We start from the raw sequence: 17235 nt of genomic DNA, 5'->3' as shown, positions 1-17235 counted from the left end.
TGATTAACAACGTCTATTATAAGAAGAAACATCAAAACCATTCCGTCTTGAAATGTATGGTTTTGTCTTAATCCTAACCAAGCTATGACCGTTTCAACACAGAAGATCTTGCTGAGAGACGACACTGAATGGCAGCTAATGATGATTACCAAAACAGGTAACGCACACTCCAACTCAACACTGGCTCGGTAAAATGCCTATCCATTTGATGATTAACGCCAACCTCTACTGTACTCACCCAATCGGATAAAAACGGCGTTTCCCATTCAACACTTAGGCCAACATCACGCCATGTACCAGAGACATGACGTAATGCTTGATTATGTTTATCTGCATAGCGAGACCAACCATTGATACTCCACTCATCATTAAGCTGATAGGAGCCATCAATCAGCCACTGCGCTCCAACAGCATTTGACCAATCCTTTTGCCATGCTAATGAGGCCGACAGTGATTCCGTAAATAGATAACCGATGCGCAAACTGGAACCGACTCGTGACGATCCCTGCTCTTCGCTCAATAAGACAGGGCCGATAGTAAAATAAGCCTTGTCCGAATATGGCACAGGCAAAGCGATCCCCGCTTCCCCTCCCTGAGCAAAGAGCAGTCCAAACTCCGTCTCTTTTTCATAAGCGATACTCGGTGACCATTGCCATTTGGTTGATGAGTTCACCGCTGGACTATCAATACCAAAACTTGCACCAAGACTAAATTCATCACAACGAACAACGCTGACCCATAGGGTCAGCGTGAACACGACGATAGTTTGGTAACCTAGAATCATCGTTTTATTGAGCATCGGGTAGCCTTTTCTGACGGTAAACATCCTTCCACATCTGATCTTGATGATCACCCATCAGATGACAAATAATGCCTGAGCGTTTAAACAGATAAATGATACCGACTGATAATGAACATAAAGTAAATATCAGCAAGAAATTATTCGGTAAGGTCGTTCCCATCTTCGCTGAAGCCCAAGTAAGTAGCGGTCCCCATAAGAAAATAAAAATCGACTTATGGAAAATAAACACGGTTAATGAGTACATGCCTATCCAATTGAGAGGACGCCAGCTTAAACGGATCCCAGCTTGATGCAGTGTTAAGATTAAACCAATCACTAGAAATTCCGTACCCCAGATCCCGAGACGACCAATAGTATCTTCTGCTAAAGCATGCTCTTCGGCATACACATCATGCAAATCAATCGTCGCCGCTTGACCATTTAAGAAATAGAGTGTTAAAGCCACCAACGCAACGCCCAAAACAAGTTTATTCAGCGCATCACGTTTGTCAGCGTAATGATGCCACACCCACCCGTAGAGGAAACCAAAACACCCACTGGCCATAAACAGGTCTAACCGTGCATCCAACTCATAGCCTGGGTGTACATGGGTTTGCATCCATAGCTCAGCATGCTCAAGTAATGACGTTACCCCAAGCTGACTGACGACAGTACTCAATACGGTTAACACCAACATGCCGCGGATACCAAAAAAGGCGTAAACAATAGAGAAAAAAGCCAGTAACGTCATCCATAGCATGACTGGATAAAATGAAATTGCCTCACCAAAGTTAGGCGCAATAATAAAACCTTCAATATACAACACAAAAATAATGCTCAAAAATAGAGCCAGTTTTTTCACTAGTGTTGCCCGCATATGTTCAGATGATCGCGCCGAGAGATTAAACGCCGCTAACGCCAAATAGACTTGACTCACCCAAGGGATCAACCACGCTGAGACTTGACCGGTAAAACTGTCCATCGGGACAAGTTGCCCCAACATAGGTAAATGTGAACGATATAATGTCTCATAAAAATCGCTCTCTTTAGGAAAAAAATCCACATACCAATAGTTTAAATACCCCGTATAATGTTCAAAGATAGCCATAAAAATGACCAAACCGCGTAAAAAGTCGAGGCCGACTAAACGCGTACGGTTCTCATAGGGTTGTATAGAATTCATGGGACGATACTCGTACTATTAACGTATTGGCCCGAACTATAGTTATTTACTTTTTGTGACACAACTCATGTTTTGTACGCTTATGTATGCAAGCCTTACACAGCGCCACATAATGTACCGTTTTGTCTGCTCCTATTGTATCCACGCTATTTTTAACTGATGATTCACTTATGAAAATTGTACTTATCGAAGACGATGTAAAGCTAGCAGAGCTGTTGACTAGCTATTTGGAAAATAATGAGTTTGAGGTTCATCTAGCTCATGATGGCCTGCAAGCAAGCAGCCTGATTTTGCAAGTTCAGCCTGACTTAGTGATTCTCGACCTGATGCTACCCGGTTTAGATGGTTTATCGATTTGTCGAGACATTCGTAACGACTACAAAGGAAAAATCGTCTTTTTAACCGCCAGTGACGATGACATCGACCATGTCGCCGCTCTTGAATTAGGTGCAGATGACTTTGTGAATAAACCGATTAAACCTCGGGTATTACTGGCGAGAATCCGCATGTTGCTGCGCCGCCAGCAACAAACCGAGTTACCACATCCAGACAATGATCATCAACTTCACTTTGGGCAGCTCAGTATCAATCACAAACTTCGTCAATGCTCTCTTGCCGGAGAAGATATTGTGCTCACCGACAGTGAATTTGACCTTTTGTGGTTACTGGCTAGTCATGCTGAGCAAGTACTTTCACGCGAGTATTTAGTCAAAGAAACCCGTGGTATTGAATACGATGGGCTTGATAGAACCATTGATAACAAAGTAGCTATTTTACGCCGTAAACTTGGGGATAGCTCCTCGGTCCCAAAACGTATCTTAACCTTACGTGGTAAAGGTTATTTATTTGTCCCAGAAAGCTGGTCATAAAGGGAGACTATGAAACGTCTTTATTTAGAGCTTTATCTTGCTCTTGTCGGTATTTTTATGTTCACTTTAGTCAGTTATGTCAGTATTAATGACTGGCTCTCTCCTGATCTTGATTTAGTCGCACGCAGCCAGCAAATTCAAAGTAGTCTTGAGCTTTTGGAGTTTGTGGCCGATCAGCATGGGGTTGACGTTGCCAAAGAAAAACTCAAAGCGATTGCCGATGCAAACTGGTTGATCATTGAGGCGCTGCCTGAAAACTCCCCTTTACTAACGGCTCAAGTTAAGGAGCGGCTGGCCAATCATGGGGTGTTTACCACCGACGACGATGGCTCTATATTTACCTTCAATCCGACCGATACCATCTATCACATCTATCGCGATCCAGAAGCTGAGATTTGGATTGCTTTAGATATCGAAGATTGGGTTATTTTTCTGGTTTTAATGGGTTGCTTTGCCGTATACAGCATGTTGATGATGAAGCTATTTATGTGGCGATTCAAACACCTCGAACAAGTTACTCAAGCCTTAGCCAAAGGTGACTTAAGTATCCGAGCAAAAGAGACAGGTTCCATGCGGTTGGGGACCCTAAATCGTAGCTTCAATGCCATGGCTGATAAAATCTCTCAGCTAATAGAAAGTCATAAAATGCTCACTAACGCGATTGCTCATGAGGTGCGCACCCCACTATTTCGCATTCAGTGCCAGCTTGATATGTTGCAAGATATGCCAGAACAAAAAGATAAATACATTGCTGGTATCGAAGATGATATCCATGAACTCGAAGAGATGATTAACGAACTGCTTCGCTTAGGAAAAATGGAAACCACGCCGTTAACCTTCATCAGCCTCGACCTAGCACAATGGCTACCAACGCAAATTGAAAAATGGCAAATTGAGTCACCAGTCCCCATTGAATTACAAGCGCCACAACTCTGGCCAATACCGTTAGTCGATAGTAATTTATTAAATCGCGCCATTTCCAACGTGGTACGTAATGCATCTCGCTATGCCAAACAACAAGTGAAAATCAGTATCAGCCATGATGATATCGATTGGAAAGTCACGATTGAAGACGATGGCCCAGGGATCCCCGAAGTACATTGGCCACACATTTTTAAACCATTTTATCGCGTCGGTTCTGCTCGAGATAAAGCCAGTGGTGGTTTTGGATTAGGATTAGCGATCGCTGAACAGATCGCTCGTCAACATCATGGGCATCTGATCGTCACCTCAAGCCATAATTTGGGTGGCGCTTGTTTTGAATTCAGTTTACCACTCGACATCAGTGAAGAGAGATAACAAAAAATCGTGAGAAGGAATCGCTCCCTTCTCACGACGTTTATTAAATTTGTTGGCTAATGATTACTGCACGACAACTGGTGGATGATGCTCAATCGCTTGTAAAAACTGACGTAACGTTGCATCGCTGCACTCTCGATAATGTTTATTATCCGGCTTACGGAAAAAAGCACCAATTTCGTTCTTACTAAACTCAAGGCCAACCTTCTGGAAAAGATCCAGTAAATCATCGGCCTGTAAATTTAACGCGATACGGAGTTTCTGCAACACCATATTGTTATTCAAATTTTCTTCTAGCTTTGGCGCTTGGCCTTCACGCTTACCACGTTTGAGGTTAATCAAACCATTTAAAAAACTCGCTAATTGTGAGTCACTCAGTTCAGCAAACTCTGATGCTTGTGGCTTGCTCAGCCAAGAGGCGAATTGTGCTGGTGTCGTCTCATTATCCGCGAGATGAAAAATCTCTAATAGATTTTGGTCGTTAAAAGCAAACGTCGTGCGCAAAGCGCAGAAAATATCATTATTGGTCAAAGTTTTTCCTAGTCTTAGGTACTCCAGCGCTATCAACTTGATCGCTGGCAGGTCGCCATTTTAGCAGACCTGCCCATGATCCCCAATCAATAAACCGGTTAACGAGGTTTATATTGAGTCGGGCAGTAACCACGATCAACTTCAGGTGGCCGTAATTTAAGATGTTTGGTTTCTCGACCACTGACTCTGGCTCGCCATCGTTTAAAACTGCGTGACGCCAAATTACGCCGCATCAAAGTGATAACTTGTGCTTCAGTTAAACCAAATTGATGATAAATCGCCTCAAAAGGCGTTCTATCTTCCCATGCCATTTCAATAATTCTTGAATACTCATCACCAGAAAACATGCTATCGCCCTATTCTTTTTATGAAAATACTCAGCGTAGTACGTTGTCTAAAACAGGATGGATGCTTTTCAAAAATAAAATTTCCCGTTATTACTCTCTATCCCGTTCCCCTAGGCACTCAGCCGAAAAAAGTATCGTTCAGTGGGGTGATATCCCACCAATCAAACATGTCCCTTAATCGGCTGAGCGTTGCTGATAATTTTAAAAAACTTCATCGTATCGACTTATCGATTGTCCGATATATTAAAATAAGCGACCTCTTTTTTAAGTTCGTTGGCTAAACGATTTAGCTCATGGCCCGCTTTTTCATTGGTTGCCATCAATTGGATAGACTCACTCGACATGGATGAGATTTGCCCCATCGCTGAGACCACTTCACCAACCACAGCAACTTGATCATCTGTGGCTGAAACCACTTCTCGAATCCGATGAAGGGTATCTTTCGCTTGTTTTTCTATATTGATGAGCAGGTCGCTGGCTTGTGCTGTTTTTTGGTTACCCTCTTCGACCTGAGGTTGTGTCGCTTGCATTGCCTTAACGCTAATCGCGGTTTGAGACTGCACCTCACTGATCAATGATTCAATTTGCGAGGTAGCTTCACCGGTACGCTTAGCTAATTGACGCACTTCATCAGCCACTACAGCAAATCCTCGACCCGATTCTCCTGCTCGTGCAGCCTCAATCGCAGCATTCAATGCGAGCAGATTGGTTTGTTCTGAAATACCACTGATCACATTTAATATTCCACCAATATCTTTGGTCTTTGCTTCAAGTAACTTGACTTGTTCAACGGTTGAGTTAACCGTAAGAGCAATTTTTTCCATTTGTTTCGCGACCGAGAAGACTAATTCGCGTCCGTGATGAGCATTATCTGTCGTCATGACCGAATTACTTTCGGTTTGTTTAGCAATATCAGCAATTTGATCAATCGTATGACGCATATCTTCTAATCGGGCAAGGGTATCTGCCGTTAAATGAGATTGTTGTTTGGCCGAATTCAATACTCGACTCGAGCCGTCAGAAACCTCCGAAACTTGGCCAACGATCTTAGTTGAAGCTTGAACAATATTACTGACGATAGCGGTTAAAGTTAATGACATACCCGACAACGAATCGAAAATACTGTCTTTCGCTCTTTGCCCGTAGCGGTGAGTTAAATCACCTTTTGATAAGCGTTTAATTGCCAATTGCGCTTCATATGGCTCACCACCCAATGATTGACGAAAGCTTCTCTCAATGACGATAGCGACGAGTAATGAAATCACGATCGCCACTCCCGATAGCAGCAGCATTAAGTTTTGAAAACCACTCGCTTGCTCACGCGCTGCAGGTGTCATTTGTTGATTCAATTCCTCTTGATAATCAATAAACTGATTGATGCTATTCAACCATTCAACAAATGCCGGACGAACCTGATCTAATAACGTTACATTCGCATTAATGTCTCTTTTCTTATCATTAATGATCGATTGCACCATGGGTAAGGTTTTCTGCTGGATTTGTTCGATATTACGTAAAATGGACTGCTCTTTGGGTGTAAATATCACGCCACTGGCGATCATTTTTTGCATGTTATTTTCAGAGTCTTGATAAAAACGCGCTAAGTTTTTTATTTCATTTTCTAGGGCGTTGAGTTCCGCATTATTTCGTGCAATCGCGACATCTCTGATCGCAATTGCGCGATCATGTACACTGCCCCGATAGTTAATCGCATAACGCTGTTTGAGTGAGTTCACGTCGGTGATTTGTGACAAAGTATCGTCAATTAAGTTTACTTTCTGAATACCGAGTATCGTTAACAGCAACATTAAACAGACTAAAATGCCAAAGCCCAGTGCAAGTCGCGTTTTTACTTTCCATTGAGACATAAAGTCCATGGCTTCCTCCAAAAATAAGTATCAATAAATTATTAGTATTTCTTGTTATTAAGCTTGCTGATATTTAATGCAAAAAATAGGCTAAATAGGGTCAACACACCGATGTATCAGACGTTCAGACAAAACAGTTTTTACTGTGCCGTATGCCGAATCAGCGCTGAACAACTTGTACGTAACGCAAACTAAAAAGACCACTTTAGTCTGATTAGGTATAGTGAAATAAAGGGGGCTTCGCTAATAGAATCTACGTATTAATTTGATAGGAAAAAGTAATAATTAACCACTCTGTTTTCTACTGTGCACTTTAACTTATCATCAAAGCGAGCGATTAGACTCGATACTTATTTATTGAACGCTCAATTTTCAAACATTCTGTAACATCGTCGTCATCTAAAAGAGAAATAATTCAGCGTATTCTCGGTATTTTACTACTCAAACACGGCAGTGATAGCGAGAGAGCCTCTTTCTAACGGTGGTTATCATTATGTTTAAATTAAACCAGTTCAACATTAGTACTCGCTTATTTTGCTTAAGTGCCTTACCCATCATCAGCTTACTGATCGCACTTGGACTCTCATTTGAGGCCGCTCAGGAAAAAGACCGGCAATTCACGCGGCTTTATCAACAGCATTTACTACCACTGAGTGATATTTTGGCGACCCACTCTTTACTGAGACAAGAAGGTTTAGATGACTTAAGACGCTATCGCACCGGCTGGGCAAGTCAAAAAGATACCGTAGAAAAAATAGAACAGTTAATAAACCAAGTGGAAACCCACTGGACAGCTTATCAACGGACGCAAAGCGGTGTGCTCGACCCATTAAGTCAACAAGCGGATGAGCAATTGCAAAAAGCTATCGAACTTTATCAGCAGTGGATATCAAGGGCAGGCAGTGATGCAATTATGATCCGAATTCTCAACGAATCAACGTTTGGTAATGAAATTAATCAAGTATTGGTTCCGCTCGGTGACACACTGAATCAATTAGTTAACCAGCAAATTAGTAAAGCCGATGACGTTCAACAAGAAGCAACGCTCTTGACGGCTAGAATGATGCATTTTTATCTCTTTGGTGGAGCCGCTTGGGTTATCTTGCTCACGGCATTCGGCTGGTTGATCCAACGATCCATTCAGCAACCATTACGCCAATTACGTAATAGCATTCAACGCCTTGCTCATTCTTCTAATCTAACAACACAAGTAACAGTGCAAGGAAAAGATGAAGTCGCACAAACCGCGCAAGCGCTCAATACGATGGTTAATAATTTCTGTCACTTGATCATCGAAATTGAAAATAAAAGTGTCGATTTACACCAAAATGCTCAATGTATGCTCGCGGTAAGCGAAACGGTTGAGGACAAAGCCAACACTCAAAGTCGACAAACCGCAAGCGTCACAAAAGCGATGGATGAAATGGAGCAAACCATTCATGCAGTCGGTGAACACACACAATATGCGCAAACCGTGATTGCCCAAGCGGAAGCATTGAGTTCACAAGGAACGAATACCGTACAAAAAGCCAGTACTGGAATAAAAAGCTTAGCAAAATCGATCGATGACTCAGCACAAATCATTCGCCATCTGCATAAAGAATCTACCGAAATATCCCAAGTATTAACCGTCATCCAGACCATTGCTGAACAAACGAATTTATTAGCTCTCAATGCTGCAATTGAAGCGGCACGAGCGGGTGAAGCCGGTCGTGGATTTGCTGTCGTCGCCGATGAAGTGCGTAATTTATCAGGCAATACTGAACAAGCTACCCGTTCGATTAACGATGTGCTTTCTCGATTACAAAAAGGCGCTAATGACGCGGTCACGGCGATGCAATCGGCAAATCAACAAGCTTTAGCCAGTGTTGAATTTTCGGAACACTCTGAACAGGTCCTTAAACACATTCGTCAAGCCTTTGAAGAAGTTGCTCAGGTTAACCAATCGATCACCACGGCTAGCCATCAACAAGCCAGTGTCGCAAAGCAGACTAAAAGTATTATTTATCAGCTAGGTCAAGAAACTCATGGGCTAGAACAACAAGCAACACAAGCAAGAGCGGTCAGTGAGCGGTTAAGTGATGCTTCTCAACAGCTTGGAGAAAAAGTACAGCATTTTACCACCGTATAGGAATGCTGGGGGAGCTTTTGACACTTTGATCTTGATTCGCAAAGAACAATACCCTCAAGTACGATATCGTACTTGAGGGGCGAAAAAGATCGGTTGCTTGATAATCCCTGCAACGACTAAAAATGCATGATCGGCCAATCAGACACTAAAGCTCGTGCTTTAAGCTGTTGGTTTGGATTGGTCGCCACTGGATGGCTGGCAAACTCAAGCATGGCAATATCATTATGTGAATCACTGTAGGCATAACAATCACTAGCACTGATGCCCTGTTCGGCCAACCAACGATTAATTACCGCCACTTTTCCTTCCCGATAACTCAACGGGGTTCGCGCCTGTCCGGTAATAAACCCTTGCCGTGTCTCTATCTCAATACCAATCGCGGCATCAATCGCTAATAACTGCTGCCAAGGGCGCACCAAAAAATCCTCACTGGCTGAAACGATCACGACTCGACGTCCAGCTTGTTGATGCTCTCTGATCAATTGTTGCGCCATCGGATATAACTGCTTGAATAAATGCTGCTGCACAAATGCTTCCGCTGTCTGACTGACTTGCTGATACTCCTTACCGACAAGAGGAGCAAGGGTGAGCTTTAAATAGTCATGCATATCCAGTACACCATGATCGTATTCAGCCATCATTTGCGCATGCTGATGATGCAATGCACTCTCTTTCTTCAGCCAACCTATCTCCGACATGTAATGCCACCACTGTGCTGAGCTATCAGTGGCAATCAATGTGTGGTCTAAATCAAACAGAGCCAGTTCCATATTTTTTCCTAATTAAGAATCCTTAATATAGGATGCCAAGCCAAAATGCGTTTGTATAGCGAGTCTAGCTCGGTCTTAGCCCTATATTTACTAATACCTGTCATGGAAGCTTCATCTTTCTTCTTTATGGTTAAACCACATCCCATTGGAGTTAATCATGAGTCAGTTACCCCCTCTGAATGCGTTACGTGCATTTGAAGCCTCAGCTCGTTTAGGCAGTTTTACCAAAGCAGCCGATGAACTCAATGTCACGCAAGCTGCGGTCAGCCAGCAAGTGAAAATTTTAGAACATCATCTCAAAGCCACATTGTTTATTCGTGAAGCGAAAGGCATTCGACTGACGGATGCCGGACAAAGTTATCAGCCAGTATTAAGCCAAGTTTTTCACTCATTACGGATCGGAACTGAAGACCTGTTTGGTGAGCGAGGTAATAACACCTTATCACTGCGTGTATCCAATACATTTGCTGAGCATTTCCTTGCCCCAAGATTGCCAAATTTTTTAAAAGATTATCCCCGCTTTCGAGTTCGATTATACACCTCACCATGGAGCCAATCTGATCAAAGAAGTCAGCCTGATATTGAAATATACAACGGCTATGGAGACTGGGATGGACGTCAAGTCGAACGGCTAACTCATGAATACTGGCAAGTGGTATGCCGCCCACAAGCCATAAACCATTACGGTAACGTCACTTGTGCCAAACAGTTATTGGATTGGCCACGAGCCGCCATTATTGGTTATCGAGAAACTTGGCTCGATTGGTTTAGTCAACAAGGTATCACTGAGATTGCCGATGCACCTTGCTTAGAGTTCGATACCACTACCCTAGCAATTCAAGCGGTTCGTCACGGTGATATTGCCTTACTGACGCGTAATTTTGTGGTCGCCGATCCTCTTGCTAAAGGTAGCCTCGTGCTGGCGCATCCAGCGAGCATGACCACGACCGGAGGACATTACCTCGTGTGGAAAAAAGGCGATCATCGCCCCAAAGTATTGGCTTTTTGTGATTGGATCCGCCGTGAAGTTGCCAAGCACCATGCAACACAAGCTGATTTATTAGGGCTAACATAAGAAATTCTAAGTCATTTAATACAGCGGCGTAACGGTTTCGTCATCTAACTTGCTTAACGTATTCATAATAAAGTTCACCAAGAATATTCACTCAACAAATACGTTATTAGGAGTTAACCATGTCAGCACGACACATTTTGGCCAAAGGAATACTGGCTCTCTCGGCAAGTTTTTCTTTTATGCTTTACGCAACAGAACTGACCGTCTACACCGCCATTGAGTCAGATGATTTGCGAAAATACGCCGAGCGTTTCAATCAAGCTCACCCAGACATTAAAATTAACTGGGTACGCGATTCAACGGGTGTCATTACGGCTCGTCTATTGGCAGAAAAAAACAATCCTCGCGCCGATGTGGTTTGGGGGCTGGCGGCAACCAGTCTAATGTTGCTGCAAGATGAAGGGATGCTACTGCCTTACTCACCTAAGGGTGTCGAAAAACTATCGCCTAAATTTAAAGACAGTGCACAACCCACTCATTGGGTCGGTATGGATGCTTGGATGGCAGCCATTTGTTTTAATACTATTGAAGCAAAAAAACATAACTTGCCGATGCCAACATCGTGGCAAGATCTTACTAAACCTGTCTATCGCGGCCATATCGTAATGCCAAATCCAGCCTCTTCCGGAACTGGCTATTTAGACGTTTCTTCTTGGTTACAGCTGTTTGGTGAACAACAGGGCTGGGCGTACATGGATAAGTTACACGCTAACATCAAAAATTATACCCATTCCGGATCTCGTCCTTGTGTCCATGCCGCTACCGGAGAAACCGCTATCGGTATTTCTTTTGCCTTTCGCGGTGCACGTGAAAAACAACGTGGCGCCCCCCTTGAGCTAATTTTCCCAACTGAAGGTGTCGGCTGGGATATGGAAGCGACCGCGATCATCGCGGGGACAAAGCAACAACAAGCCGCTCAAACACTGGTTGATTGGTCAATCAGTCAGGCGGCGATGGAAATGTACAATGAAGGGTATGCCATTGTTGCCATGCCTGGTGTGGCGAAACCGGTTCAATACTTCCCAACCAATGCAGAAAGCTTACTGATTGATAATAACTTCCAATTTGCAGCGGCTAATCGTGAACGGATTTTACGCGAATGGGAACGTCGTTACGACGCTAAATCTGAAGCCAAATAATCGATGGATGGTTAACCAGTTTCTGATTTGTCGCAAATAGCGGAGACTGGTTGCCGCCTATTTACCCCTTTTATCCCAGCTTAGTTAAGGAGAACATCATGCGATGCCAAGGCAGCCAACTGGCTCTTGAAAATATCAATAAATGGTTTGGTGAAACCCAAGTGCTAAATAATATTCAATTAACCATTCAGCCTGGTGAATTGATCTGTTTTTTAGGTCCTTCTGGGTGCGGAAAAACGACTTTATTGCGAATTATCGCCGGATTAGAGCAACAAAATAGCGGAACGTTATTACAAGGCCAACGAGACATCAGCACACTGGCCGTCAAAGAACGTGATTTTGGGATCGTTTTTCAATCTTACGCGCTGTTTCCTAACATGAGCTTGTTCGATAACGTTGCGTTTGGCCTACGTTGCCAAGGAACTGAAAGTCGCTTAATTAAACAACGTGTCAATGAGTTACTCGACTTGGTTGAACTCTCCGAACATGCCCATAAATTTCCCGCACAAATTTCCGGAGGTCAACAGCAACGTGTCGCTCTTGCACGAGCGTTAGCACCTGCACCGGGTTTACTATTACTGGATGAACCATTATCCGCCTTAGATGCTAAGGTTCGTGCCCATTTACGTCATGGGATTCGCAGTTTACAAAAACGCTTAGGCGTAACAACGATTATGGTCACTCATGATCAAGAGGAAGCCTTAGCCATGGCGGATCGTATCGTGGTCATGAACCACGGTGTCATTGAACAAATTGGTACTCCAGAGCAAATTTACAACCAGCCTGCCAGTGCTTTTGTTGCCCATTTCATTGGTCAAATGAACTTCATGACGCCGACACAACAGAGCCAGATCCATCGACTTAGTGCGGTACAACAAGCTCTAGCAACACAACATCCATGCCTAGTCGATAAAACCCTACGTATTGCTGTAAGGCCAGAGCATGTTTCCCTCGTTGCGACTCACGAAAGTCATATTCAAGCACAAATTAATCACATCGAGTTTATGGGCGCTTTCTTACGCTGTGCTTTAGTGATCGAAGGCATTACAGAAGAACTTTATGCCGATGTCACCATTAGTCTTGCTCAGCGCTTACAACTGCGTACTGGCGATCATGTGGGCGTATTATTGCAAGCAGAGAGCATTCATTGCTTTGCGGCATAGTGAGTTAAAAAAAGGAAAGCACCATGTTATCAACTAGGATTTCGCAGTCAAAATCCTCTCTCACTTGGTCTCAAGAATGGCGTTTTAACGAACGGTTTTGGTTAACGGCTTTATTCGCAGTTGGTCTACTATTCTTGAGTATCACTTTATTGGGGCCATTATACGCGCTCTTTAGTCGCAGCCTAATGAATGCACAAGGCGAGTTTGTCGGGCTCGCTAATTTCGCGGCGTATATTTCATCGGGCGGGATCACTACCGCGGCCTACCATTCGCTTTGGGTAGCTTCAATGAGCACGGTTATCGTGATTTTTTTCAGTTTTATAGCCGCTTACGCTCTCACACGCACCCGATTACCGGGCAGCCATCTGCTGCGTCTTTTGCTCACGATCCCAATATTGGCCCCTTCATTACTGCCGGCGATCAGCTTAATTTATCTATTTGGTAATCAAGGTATTTTCAAGTTTTTACTCGCTGAGCAGACCATTTATGGCCCAATTGGTATTGTCCTTGGCTCGGTATTTTGGACATTTCCACACGCGCTAATGATCCTCTGCACGGCACTTTCTCATGCAGACGCAAGACAATATGAAGCGGCAGCAAGCTTAAAAGCGTCCCCATGGCGCACCTTTTGGTCTGTCACTGTACCTTCTGCTCGTTATGGCTTAGTCAGCGCCAGCTTTGTCGTCTTTACTTTAGTGATCACCGACTTCGGCGTGCCCAAAATCATTGGTGGTCAATTTAATGTTTTAGCAACGGACATTTATAAGCAAGTGATTGGTCAACAGCCGTTTGAAATGGGTGCAGTGGTCGGCGTGATCCTGTTACTTCCTGCTCTACTGGCCTTTGCCGCCGACCTGTGGGTGCGCAAAAAACAAGTAGCCAGTTTAAATGCACGTTCGGTCCCTTATCAACCACCACGTTCATGGCGTAAAAGTCTATTTGGTATCCTGTGTGTGGCACCAAGTGGCTTATTTATCCTGACTATTCTCGGGATGGCAGGAATGGCTTCATTATTTACCTACTGGCCATACAATTTAGATCTCACTTTCGCCAACTATCAATTTGAACGTTTTGATGCTCATGGCTGGAAGCCTTATCAAAACTCACTGATAATGGCCTCGGCGACCATGATTATTGGCACTACGGTTGTCTTTTTTAATGCGTGGTTAGTTGAACGCACACCACAACCGACTTGGTTAGCCAGAATCTACCAATTTGTCGCATTGCTACCGATGGCAGTACCTGGTTTAGTTTTAGGAATCGCTTATATCTTCTTTTTCAATCATCCTAGTAATCCACTCAATGCCTTTTATGGTGGATTAATGGTAATGGTATTATCAACAGTGGTGCATTTTTATTCGGTCGCACACTTAACCGCAGTGACTTCTCTAAAGCAATTGGATAGTGAGTTTGAAAGCGTTGGCGATTCTCTTAAATCAAGTAGGATTCATCTCTTCTCGCGCCTCATCTTTCCGCTCTCTTTACCAGCGATATTGGATATTGCGCTGTATCTTTTTGTTAACGCAATGACCACCGTTTCAGCCGTAGTGTTCTTGTATGGCCCTCACTCTCGTTTAGCCTCTGTAGTAGTAATGAGTTTAGAAGAAGCGGGCGGAACGGCCCCTGCGGCGGCCATGGCTATGGTAATATTTTTTACTTGTGTTATCGCTAAACTGATTCACAGTGCACTGCATTATGGGCTATCTCGCTCCACCAGCCGCTGGCGAAATAAATAAACCTCGAGCATTAATACATCAAAAGCGCTCCGAAGAGCGCTTTTGATGATGCAGTACTGAGGTTATATCTCGCTATTCGTTACGCTTTTAACATATCGCGCGCAACCGCTTCAGCGACTTTAATCCCATCAATCCCAGCAGATAAAATACCACCAGCGTAACCAGCGCCTTCACCCGCAGGATAGAACCCTTGTAAGTTAATGCTTTGGAAATCCTTGCCACGTTTGATACAGATAGGCGATGAAGTCCGAGTTTCTACGCCAGTTAATAGTCCATCGTCAGAAGCAAAACCTTTGATTTGGCGATCAAAGGCAGGAATAGCTTCACGAATCGCTTCAATAGCAAACGCAGGTAACGCTTTCGATAAATCGGTCAGTTTAATACCGGGAGTAAAAGAAGGTTCAACATCGCCGAGAGCATTTGGCTCACGCCCAGCCAAAAAATCACCTATCGTTTGTGCTGGTGCATCGTAATTGGCACCGCCCAATTGGTAAGCGCCCGATTCCAGTTCACGCTGAAAACGAATCCCTGCTAATGGGTCACCAGGATAGTCACGTTCAGGATCAATACCAACAACGATTGCGCTGTTCGCATTGCGCTCAGCACGAGAATATTGACTCATGCCATTCGTGACCACGCGCCCTTCTTCTGATGTGGCGGCGACCACAGTTCCACCCGGACACATACAGAAGCTGTATACCGTACGACCGTTTTTGCAATGATGAACCAGTTTATAATCGGCAGCGCCCAAAATCGGGTGGCCCGCACTTGGGCCAAAACGCGCTTCATCGATCATCGATTGTTTATGTTCAATCCGAAAGCCAACCGAAAATGGTTTAGCTTCCATATAAACACCGCGTTGATAAAGCATTTCAAACGTATCACGTGCACTATGACCAACGGCAAGTACTACATGACGAGAATGCAGGACTTCACCATTGGACAACGTCACACCAGTGATTCTGCCATCTTGTTGATGAATATCATCAACTCGGGTGCTAAAACGAATTTCACCGCCCAGTTCAAGAATCGTCGCGCGCATTTTTTCGATCATGGTCACCAATTTAAAGGTACCAATGTGTGGCTTACTGACGTACATGATCTCTTTTGGTGCACCAGCAGCAACAAACTCGGTGATCACTTTGCGACCATAAAAGTTAGGATCTTTGACTTGACTGTATAGCTTACCATCAGAGAAGGTCCCTGCTCCGCCTTCACCAAACTGAACATTCGATTCAGGGTTTAATGTCCGTTTGCGCCAAAAACCGAACGTATCTTTAGTCCGCTCACGCACTTCTTTTCCACGTTCAACAATGATCGGCTTAAAACCCATTTGTGCTAACACTAAGCCAGCAAATAAGCCACAAGGACCAAAGCCAATCACCACTGGACGCTCAGTCAAATCAGCGGGTGCTTGAGCAACAAATTTATATTCCATATCTGGTGTGATTCGAACATGAGGATCATCACTAAACGTTGCCAGCAACTCAGATTCATTGGCAACTTCCACATCTAAGGTATAAATCAACTGGATATTCGTTTTTTTACGAGCATCATAGCCACGTTTGAACAGAGTAAAAGAGAGCACTTGCTGTGCTGGAATACGCAGTTTTTTGGCAATCGCCTCGCGTAGTTCACCTTCTTCGTGTGTCAAAGGGAGTCTGATTTCAGTTAAACGTATCATGAAGTGATGTCTCGTATCGGTTGGTGTCTTAGCTAAAGCCATTAAGGCCCGGCTCACAATGGCGCGCATTTTACGAGAATTTGCTTTCTATGTCATACTAAATCCCGATTCAGCAAAGATTTGAGCGCATTGACCGTAACATTCCGTGCAGAGAATGTTGAATTTTGCCTTCGGATCCGTATTATGCCCCTTCTTCGTTTTTGACTGATTAAAGAGCAACCTGTTATGGCGTTTGTGGTCACCGATAATTGTATACAATGTAAATACACAGATTGTGTGGCGGTATGTCCGGCCGATGCCTTTCACGAAGGCCCCAACTTTATGGTCATTAATCCGATTGAGTGCATTGACTGTGGCCTCTGTGTGCCGGAGTGTGATGCACAAGCGATTTTTCAAGAAGATGAGTTGCCCGACGACCAAAAGCTATTTATTGAGCTTAATGCCGAGCTGGCAGAAATCTGGCCAACACAAACCGAAGTCAAGCCAGCTATGGATGAAGCAGGTAAATGGAATGGTGTGCCAAATAAGCTCTCAATGCTAGAGAAATAGCCCGGTCACCTGATTTTGGTCTCACACAACAACACCAGCTGAGCGCTGGTGTTTTGCTTTATACCCAAACAACGTGGAGTAGCCATATCAAATAGCAATAGGGTACACGA

Annotated in this window: 15 protein-coding genes; 8 read left to right on the top strand and 7 right to left on the bottom strand. The window is 43.9% G+C overall.

Features of this window, described 5'->3' with window-relative positions; genetic code table 11:
- Positions 1–145: 145 nt before the first annotated feature.
- Both AACS00_RS06760 and AACS00_RS06755 read right to left on the bottom strand, forming a co-directional pair.
- A complete protein-coding gene (locus tag AACS00_RS06760) occupies positions 146–799 on the bottom strand; it encodes a hypothetical protein (RefSeq protein ID WP_110166895.1) in 654 nt (217 codons plus the stop codon).
- A complete protein-coding gene (locus AACS00_RS06755; RefSeq protein WP_110166894.1) occupies positions 789–1964 on the bottom strand; it encodes a hypothetical protein in 1176 nt (391 codons plus the stop codon). Before AACS00_RS06755 ends, AACS00_RS06760 begins: the two co-directional genes overlap by 11 nt.
- Before the next feature lie 170 nt (positions 1965–2134).
- On the opposite strand from AACS00_RS06755, the gene AACS00_RS06750 reads away from it, so the two are divergent.
- Positions 2135–2833 carry a response regulator gene (locus AACS00_RS06750; RefSeq protein WP_072669201.1) on the top strand — a complete coding sequence of 233 codons (699 nt, stop codon included), beginning with the start codon at positions 2135–2137 and terminating at the stop codon, positions 2831–2833.
- 9 nt (positions 2834–2842) lie between these two features.
- Positions 2843–4132 carry an ATP-binding protein gene (locus tag AACS00_RS06745; RefSeq protein ID WP_072669202.1) on the top strand — a complete coding sequence of 430 codons (1290 nt, stop codon included), beginning with the start codon at positions 2843–2845 and terminating at the stop codon, positions 4130–4132.
- 63 nt (positions 4133–4195) lie between these two features.
- Here the strand turns inward: AACS00_RS06745 and AACS00_RS06740 are convergent, their stop codons facing one another.
- The 3 genes from AACS00_RS06740 to AACS00_RS06730 form a co-directional block, all read right to left on the bottom strand.
- Positions 4196–4663 carry a YehS family protein gene (locus tag AACS00_RS06740; RefSeq protein ID WP_072669203.1) on the bottom strand — a complete coding sequence of 156 codons (468 nt, stop codon included), beginning with the start codon at positions 4661–4663 and terminating at the stop codon, positions 4196–4198.
- A 98-nt stretch (positions 4664–4761) separates the two neighbouring features.
- The gene (locus AACS00_RS06735) at positions 4762–5010 is read right to left on the bottom strand and encodes a TIGR03643 family protein (protein ID WP_110166893.1); all 249 of its coding nucleotides are present in this window, start codon (positions 5008–5010) and stop codon (positions 4762–4764) included.
- A gap of 224 nt (positions 5011–5234) precedes the next feature.
- Positions 5235–6887 (bottom strand): methyl-accepting chemotaxis protein, encoded by a 1653-nt coding sequence (locus AACS00_RS06730; RefSeq protein WP_072669205.1) that lies wholly within the window; start codon positions 6885–6887, stop codon positions 5235–5237.
- Positions 6888–7371: 484 nt separating this feature from the next.
- Between AACS00_RS06730 and AACS00_RS06725 the strand changes: the two genes are divergently transcribed.
- Entirely contained in the window at positions 7372–9009 is a 1638-nt protein-coding gene (locus AACS00_RS06725; RefSeq protein WP_110166892.1) for a methyl-accepting chemotaxis protein, read from the top strand.
- Positions 9010–9125: 116 nt separating this feature from the next.
- On the opposite strand, the gene AACS00_RS06720 is transcribed toward AACS00_RS06725, so the two are convergent.
- Positions 9126–9779: an HAD family hydrolase gene (locus AACS00_RS06720; RefSeq protein WP_110166891.1), complete on the bottom strand. Its 654-nt coding sequence runs from the start codon at positions 9777–9779 to the stop codon at positions 9126–9128.
- Positions 9780–9936: 157 nt separating this feature from the next.
- Between AACS00_RS06720 and AACS00_RS06715 the strand changes: the two genes are divergently transcribed.
- From AACS00_RS06715 to AACS00_RS06700, 4 genes are all read left to right on the top strand, one after another.
- On the top strand, positions 9937–10854 hold the full coding sequence (locus AACS00_RS06715) for a LysR substrate-binding domain-containing protein (protein WP_110166890.1): 918 nt from the start codon (positions 9937–9939) through the stop codon (positions 10852–10854).
- Positions 10855–10973: 119 nt separating this feature from the next.
- Entirely contained in the window at positions 10974–11993 is a 1020-nt protein-coding gene (locus AACS00_RS06710) for a putative 2-aminoethylphosphonate ABC transporter substrate-binding protein (protein WP_072669209.1), read from the top strand.
- Between the two features lie 98 nt (positions 11994–12091).
- Positions 12092–13156 carry a putative 2-aminoethylphosphonate ABC transporter ATP-binding protein gene (locus AACS00_RS06705; RefSeq protein WP_110166889.1) on the top strand — a complete coding sequence of 355 codons (1065 nt, stop codon included), beginning with the start codon at positions 12092–12094 and terminating at the stop codon, positions 13154–13156.
- A 23-nt stretch (positions 13157–13179) separates the two neighbouring features.
- Entirely contained in the window at positions 13180–14892 is a 1713-nt protein-coding gene (locus AACS00_RS06700) for a putative 2-aminoethylphosphonate ABC transporter permease subunit (RefSeq protein ID WP_110166888.1), read from the top strand.
- A gap of 79 nt (positions 14893–14971) precedes the next feature.
- Here the strand turns inward: AACS00_RS06700 and AACS00_RS06695 are convergent, their stop codons facing one another.
- A complete protein-coding gene (locus AACS00_RS06695; RefSeq protein WP_110167044.1) occupies positions 14972–16576 on the bottom strand; it encodes an NAD(P)/FAD-dependent oxidoreductase in 1605 nt (534 codons plus the stop codon).
- Between the two features lie 225 nt (positions 16577–16801).
- Between AACS00_RS06695 and fdxA the strand changes: the two genes are divergently transcribed.
- The gene (gene fdxA / locus AACS00_RS06690) at positions 16802–17125 is read left to right on the top strand and encodes a ferredoxin FdxA (RefSeq protein ID WP_040904355.1); all 324 of its coding nucleotides are present in this window, start codon (positions 16802–16804) and stop codon (positions 17123–17125) included.
- The last annotated feature ends 110 nt before the right edge of the window (positions 17126–17235 follow it).

It is taken from the genome of Vibrio sp. 11986-1-5 (assembly GCF_963878025.1).
In the GTDB taxonomy this organism is placed as follows: domain Bacteria; phylum Pseudomonadota; class Gammaproteobacteria; order Enterobacterales; family Vibrionaceae; genus Vibrio; species Vibrio injensis.
The sequence above is the reverse complement of the archived record's forward strand: the minus strand, read 5'-3'. Positions and strand labels throughout refer to the sequence as shown.

Coding starts and splice junctions, on each gene's coding strand:
- AACS00_RS06760 (WP_110166895.1), bottom strand. CDS start 799: ATGCTCAATAAAACGATGATTCTAGGTTACCAAACTATCGTCGTGTTC.
- AACS00_RS06755 (WP_110166894.1), bottom strand. CDS start 1,964: ATGAATTCTATACAACCCTATGAGAACCGTACGCGTTTAGTCGGCCTC.
- AACS00_RS06750 (WP_072669201.1), top strand. CDS start 2,135: ATGAAAATTGTACTTATCGAAGACGATGTAAAGCTAGCAGAGCTGTTG.
- AACS00_RS06745 (WP_072669202.1), top strand. CDS start 2,843: ATGAAACGTCTTTATTTAGAGCTTTATCTTGCTCTTGTCGGTATTTTT.
- AACS00_RS06735 (WP_110166893.1), bottom strand. CDS start 5,010: ATGTTTTCTGGTGATGAGTATTCAAGAATTATTGAAATGGCATGGGAA.
- AACS00_RS06730 (WP_072669205.1), bottom strand. CDS start 6,887: ATGGACTTTATGTCTCAATGGAAAGTAAAAACGCGACTTGCACTGGGC.
- AACS00_RS06725 (WP_110166892.1), top strand. CDS start 7,372: ATGTTTAAATTAAACCAGTTCAACATTAGTACTCGCTTATTTTGCTTA.
- AACS00_RS06720 (WP_110166891.1), bottom strand. CDS start 9,779: ATGGAACTGGCTCTGTTTGATTTAGACCACACATTGATTGCCACTGAT.
- AACS00_RS06715 (WP_110166890.1), top strand. CDS start 9,937: ATGAGTCAGTTACCCCCTCTGAATGCGTTACGTGCATTTGAAGCCTCA.
- AACS00_RS06710 (WP_072669209.1), top strand. CDS start 10,974: ATGTCAGCACGACACATTTTGGCCAAAGGAATACTGGCTCTCTCGGCA.
- AACS00_RS06705 (WP_110166889.1), top strand. CDS start 12,092: ATGCGATGCCAAGGCAGCCAACTGGCTCTTGAAAATATCAATAAATGG.
- AACS00_RS06700 (WP_110166888.1), top strand. CDS start 13,180: ATGTTATCAACTAGGATTTCGCAGTCAAAATCCTCTCTCACTTGGTCT.
- AACS00_RS06695 (WP_110167044.1), bottom strand. CDS start 16,576: ATGATACGTTTAACTGAAATCAGACTCCCTTTGACACACGAAGAAGGT.
- fdxA (WP_040904355.1), top strand. CDS start 16,802: ATGGCGTTTGTGGTCACCGATAATTGTATACAATGTAAATACACAGAT.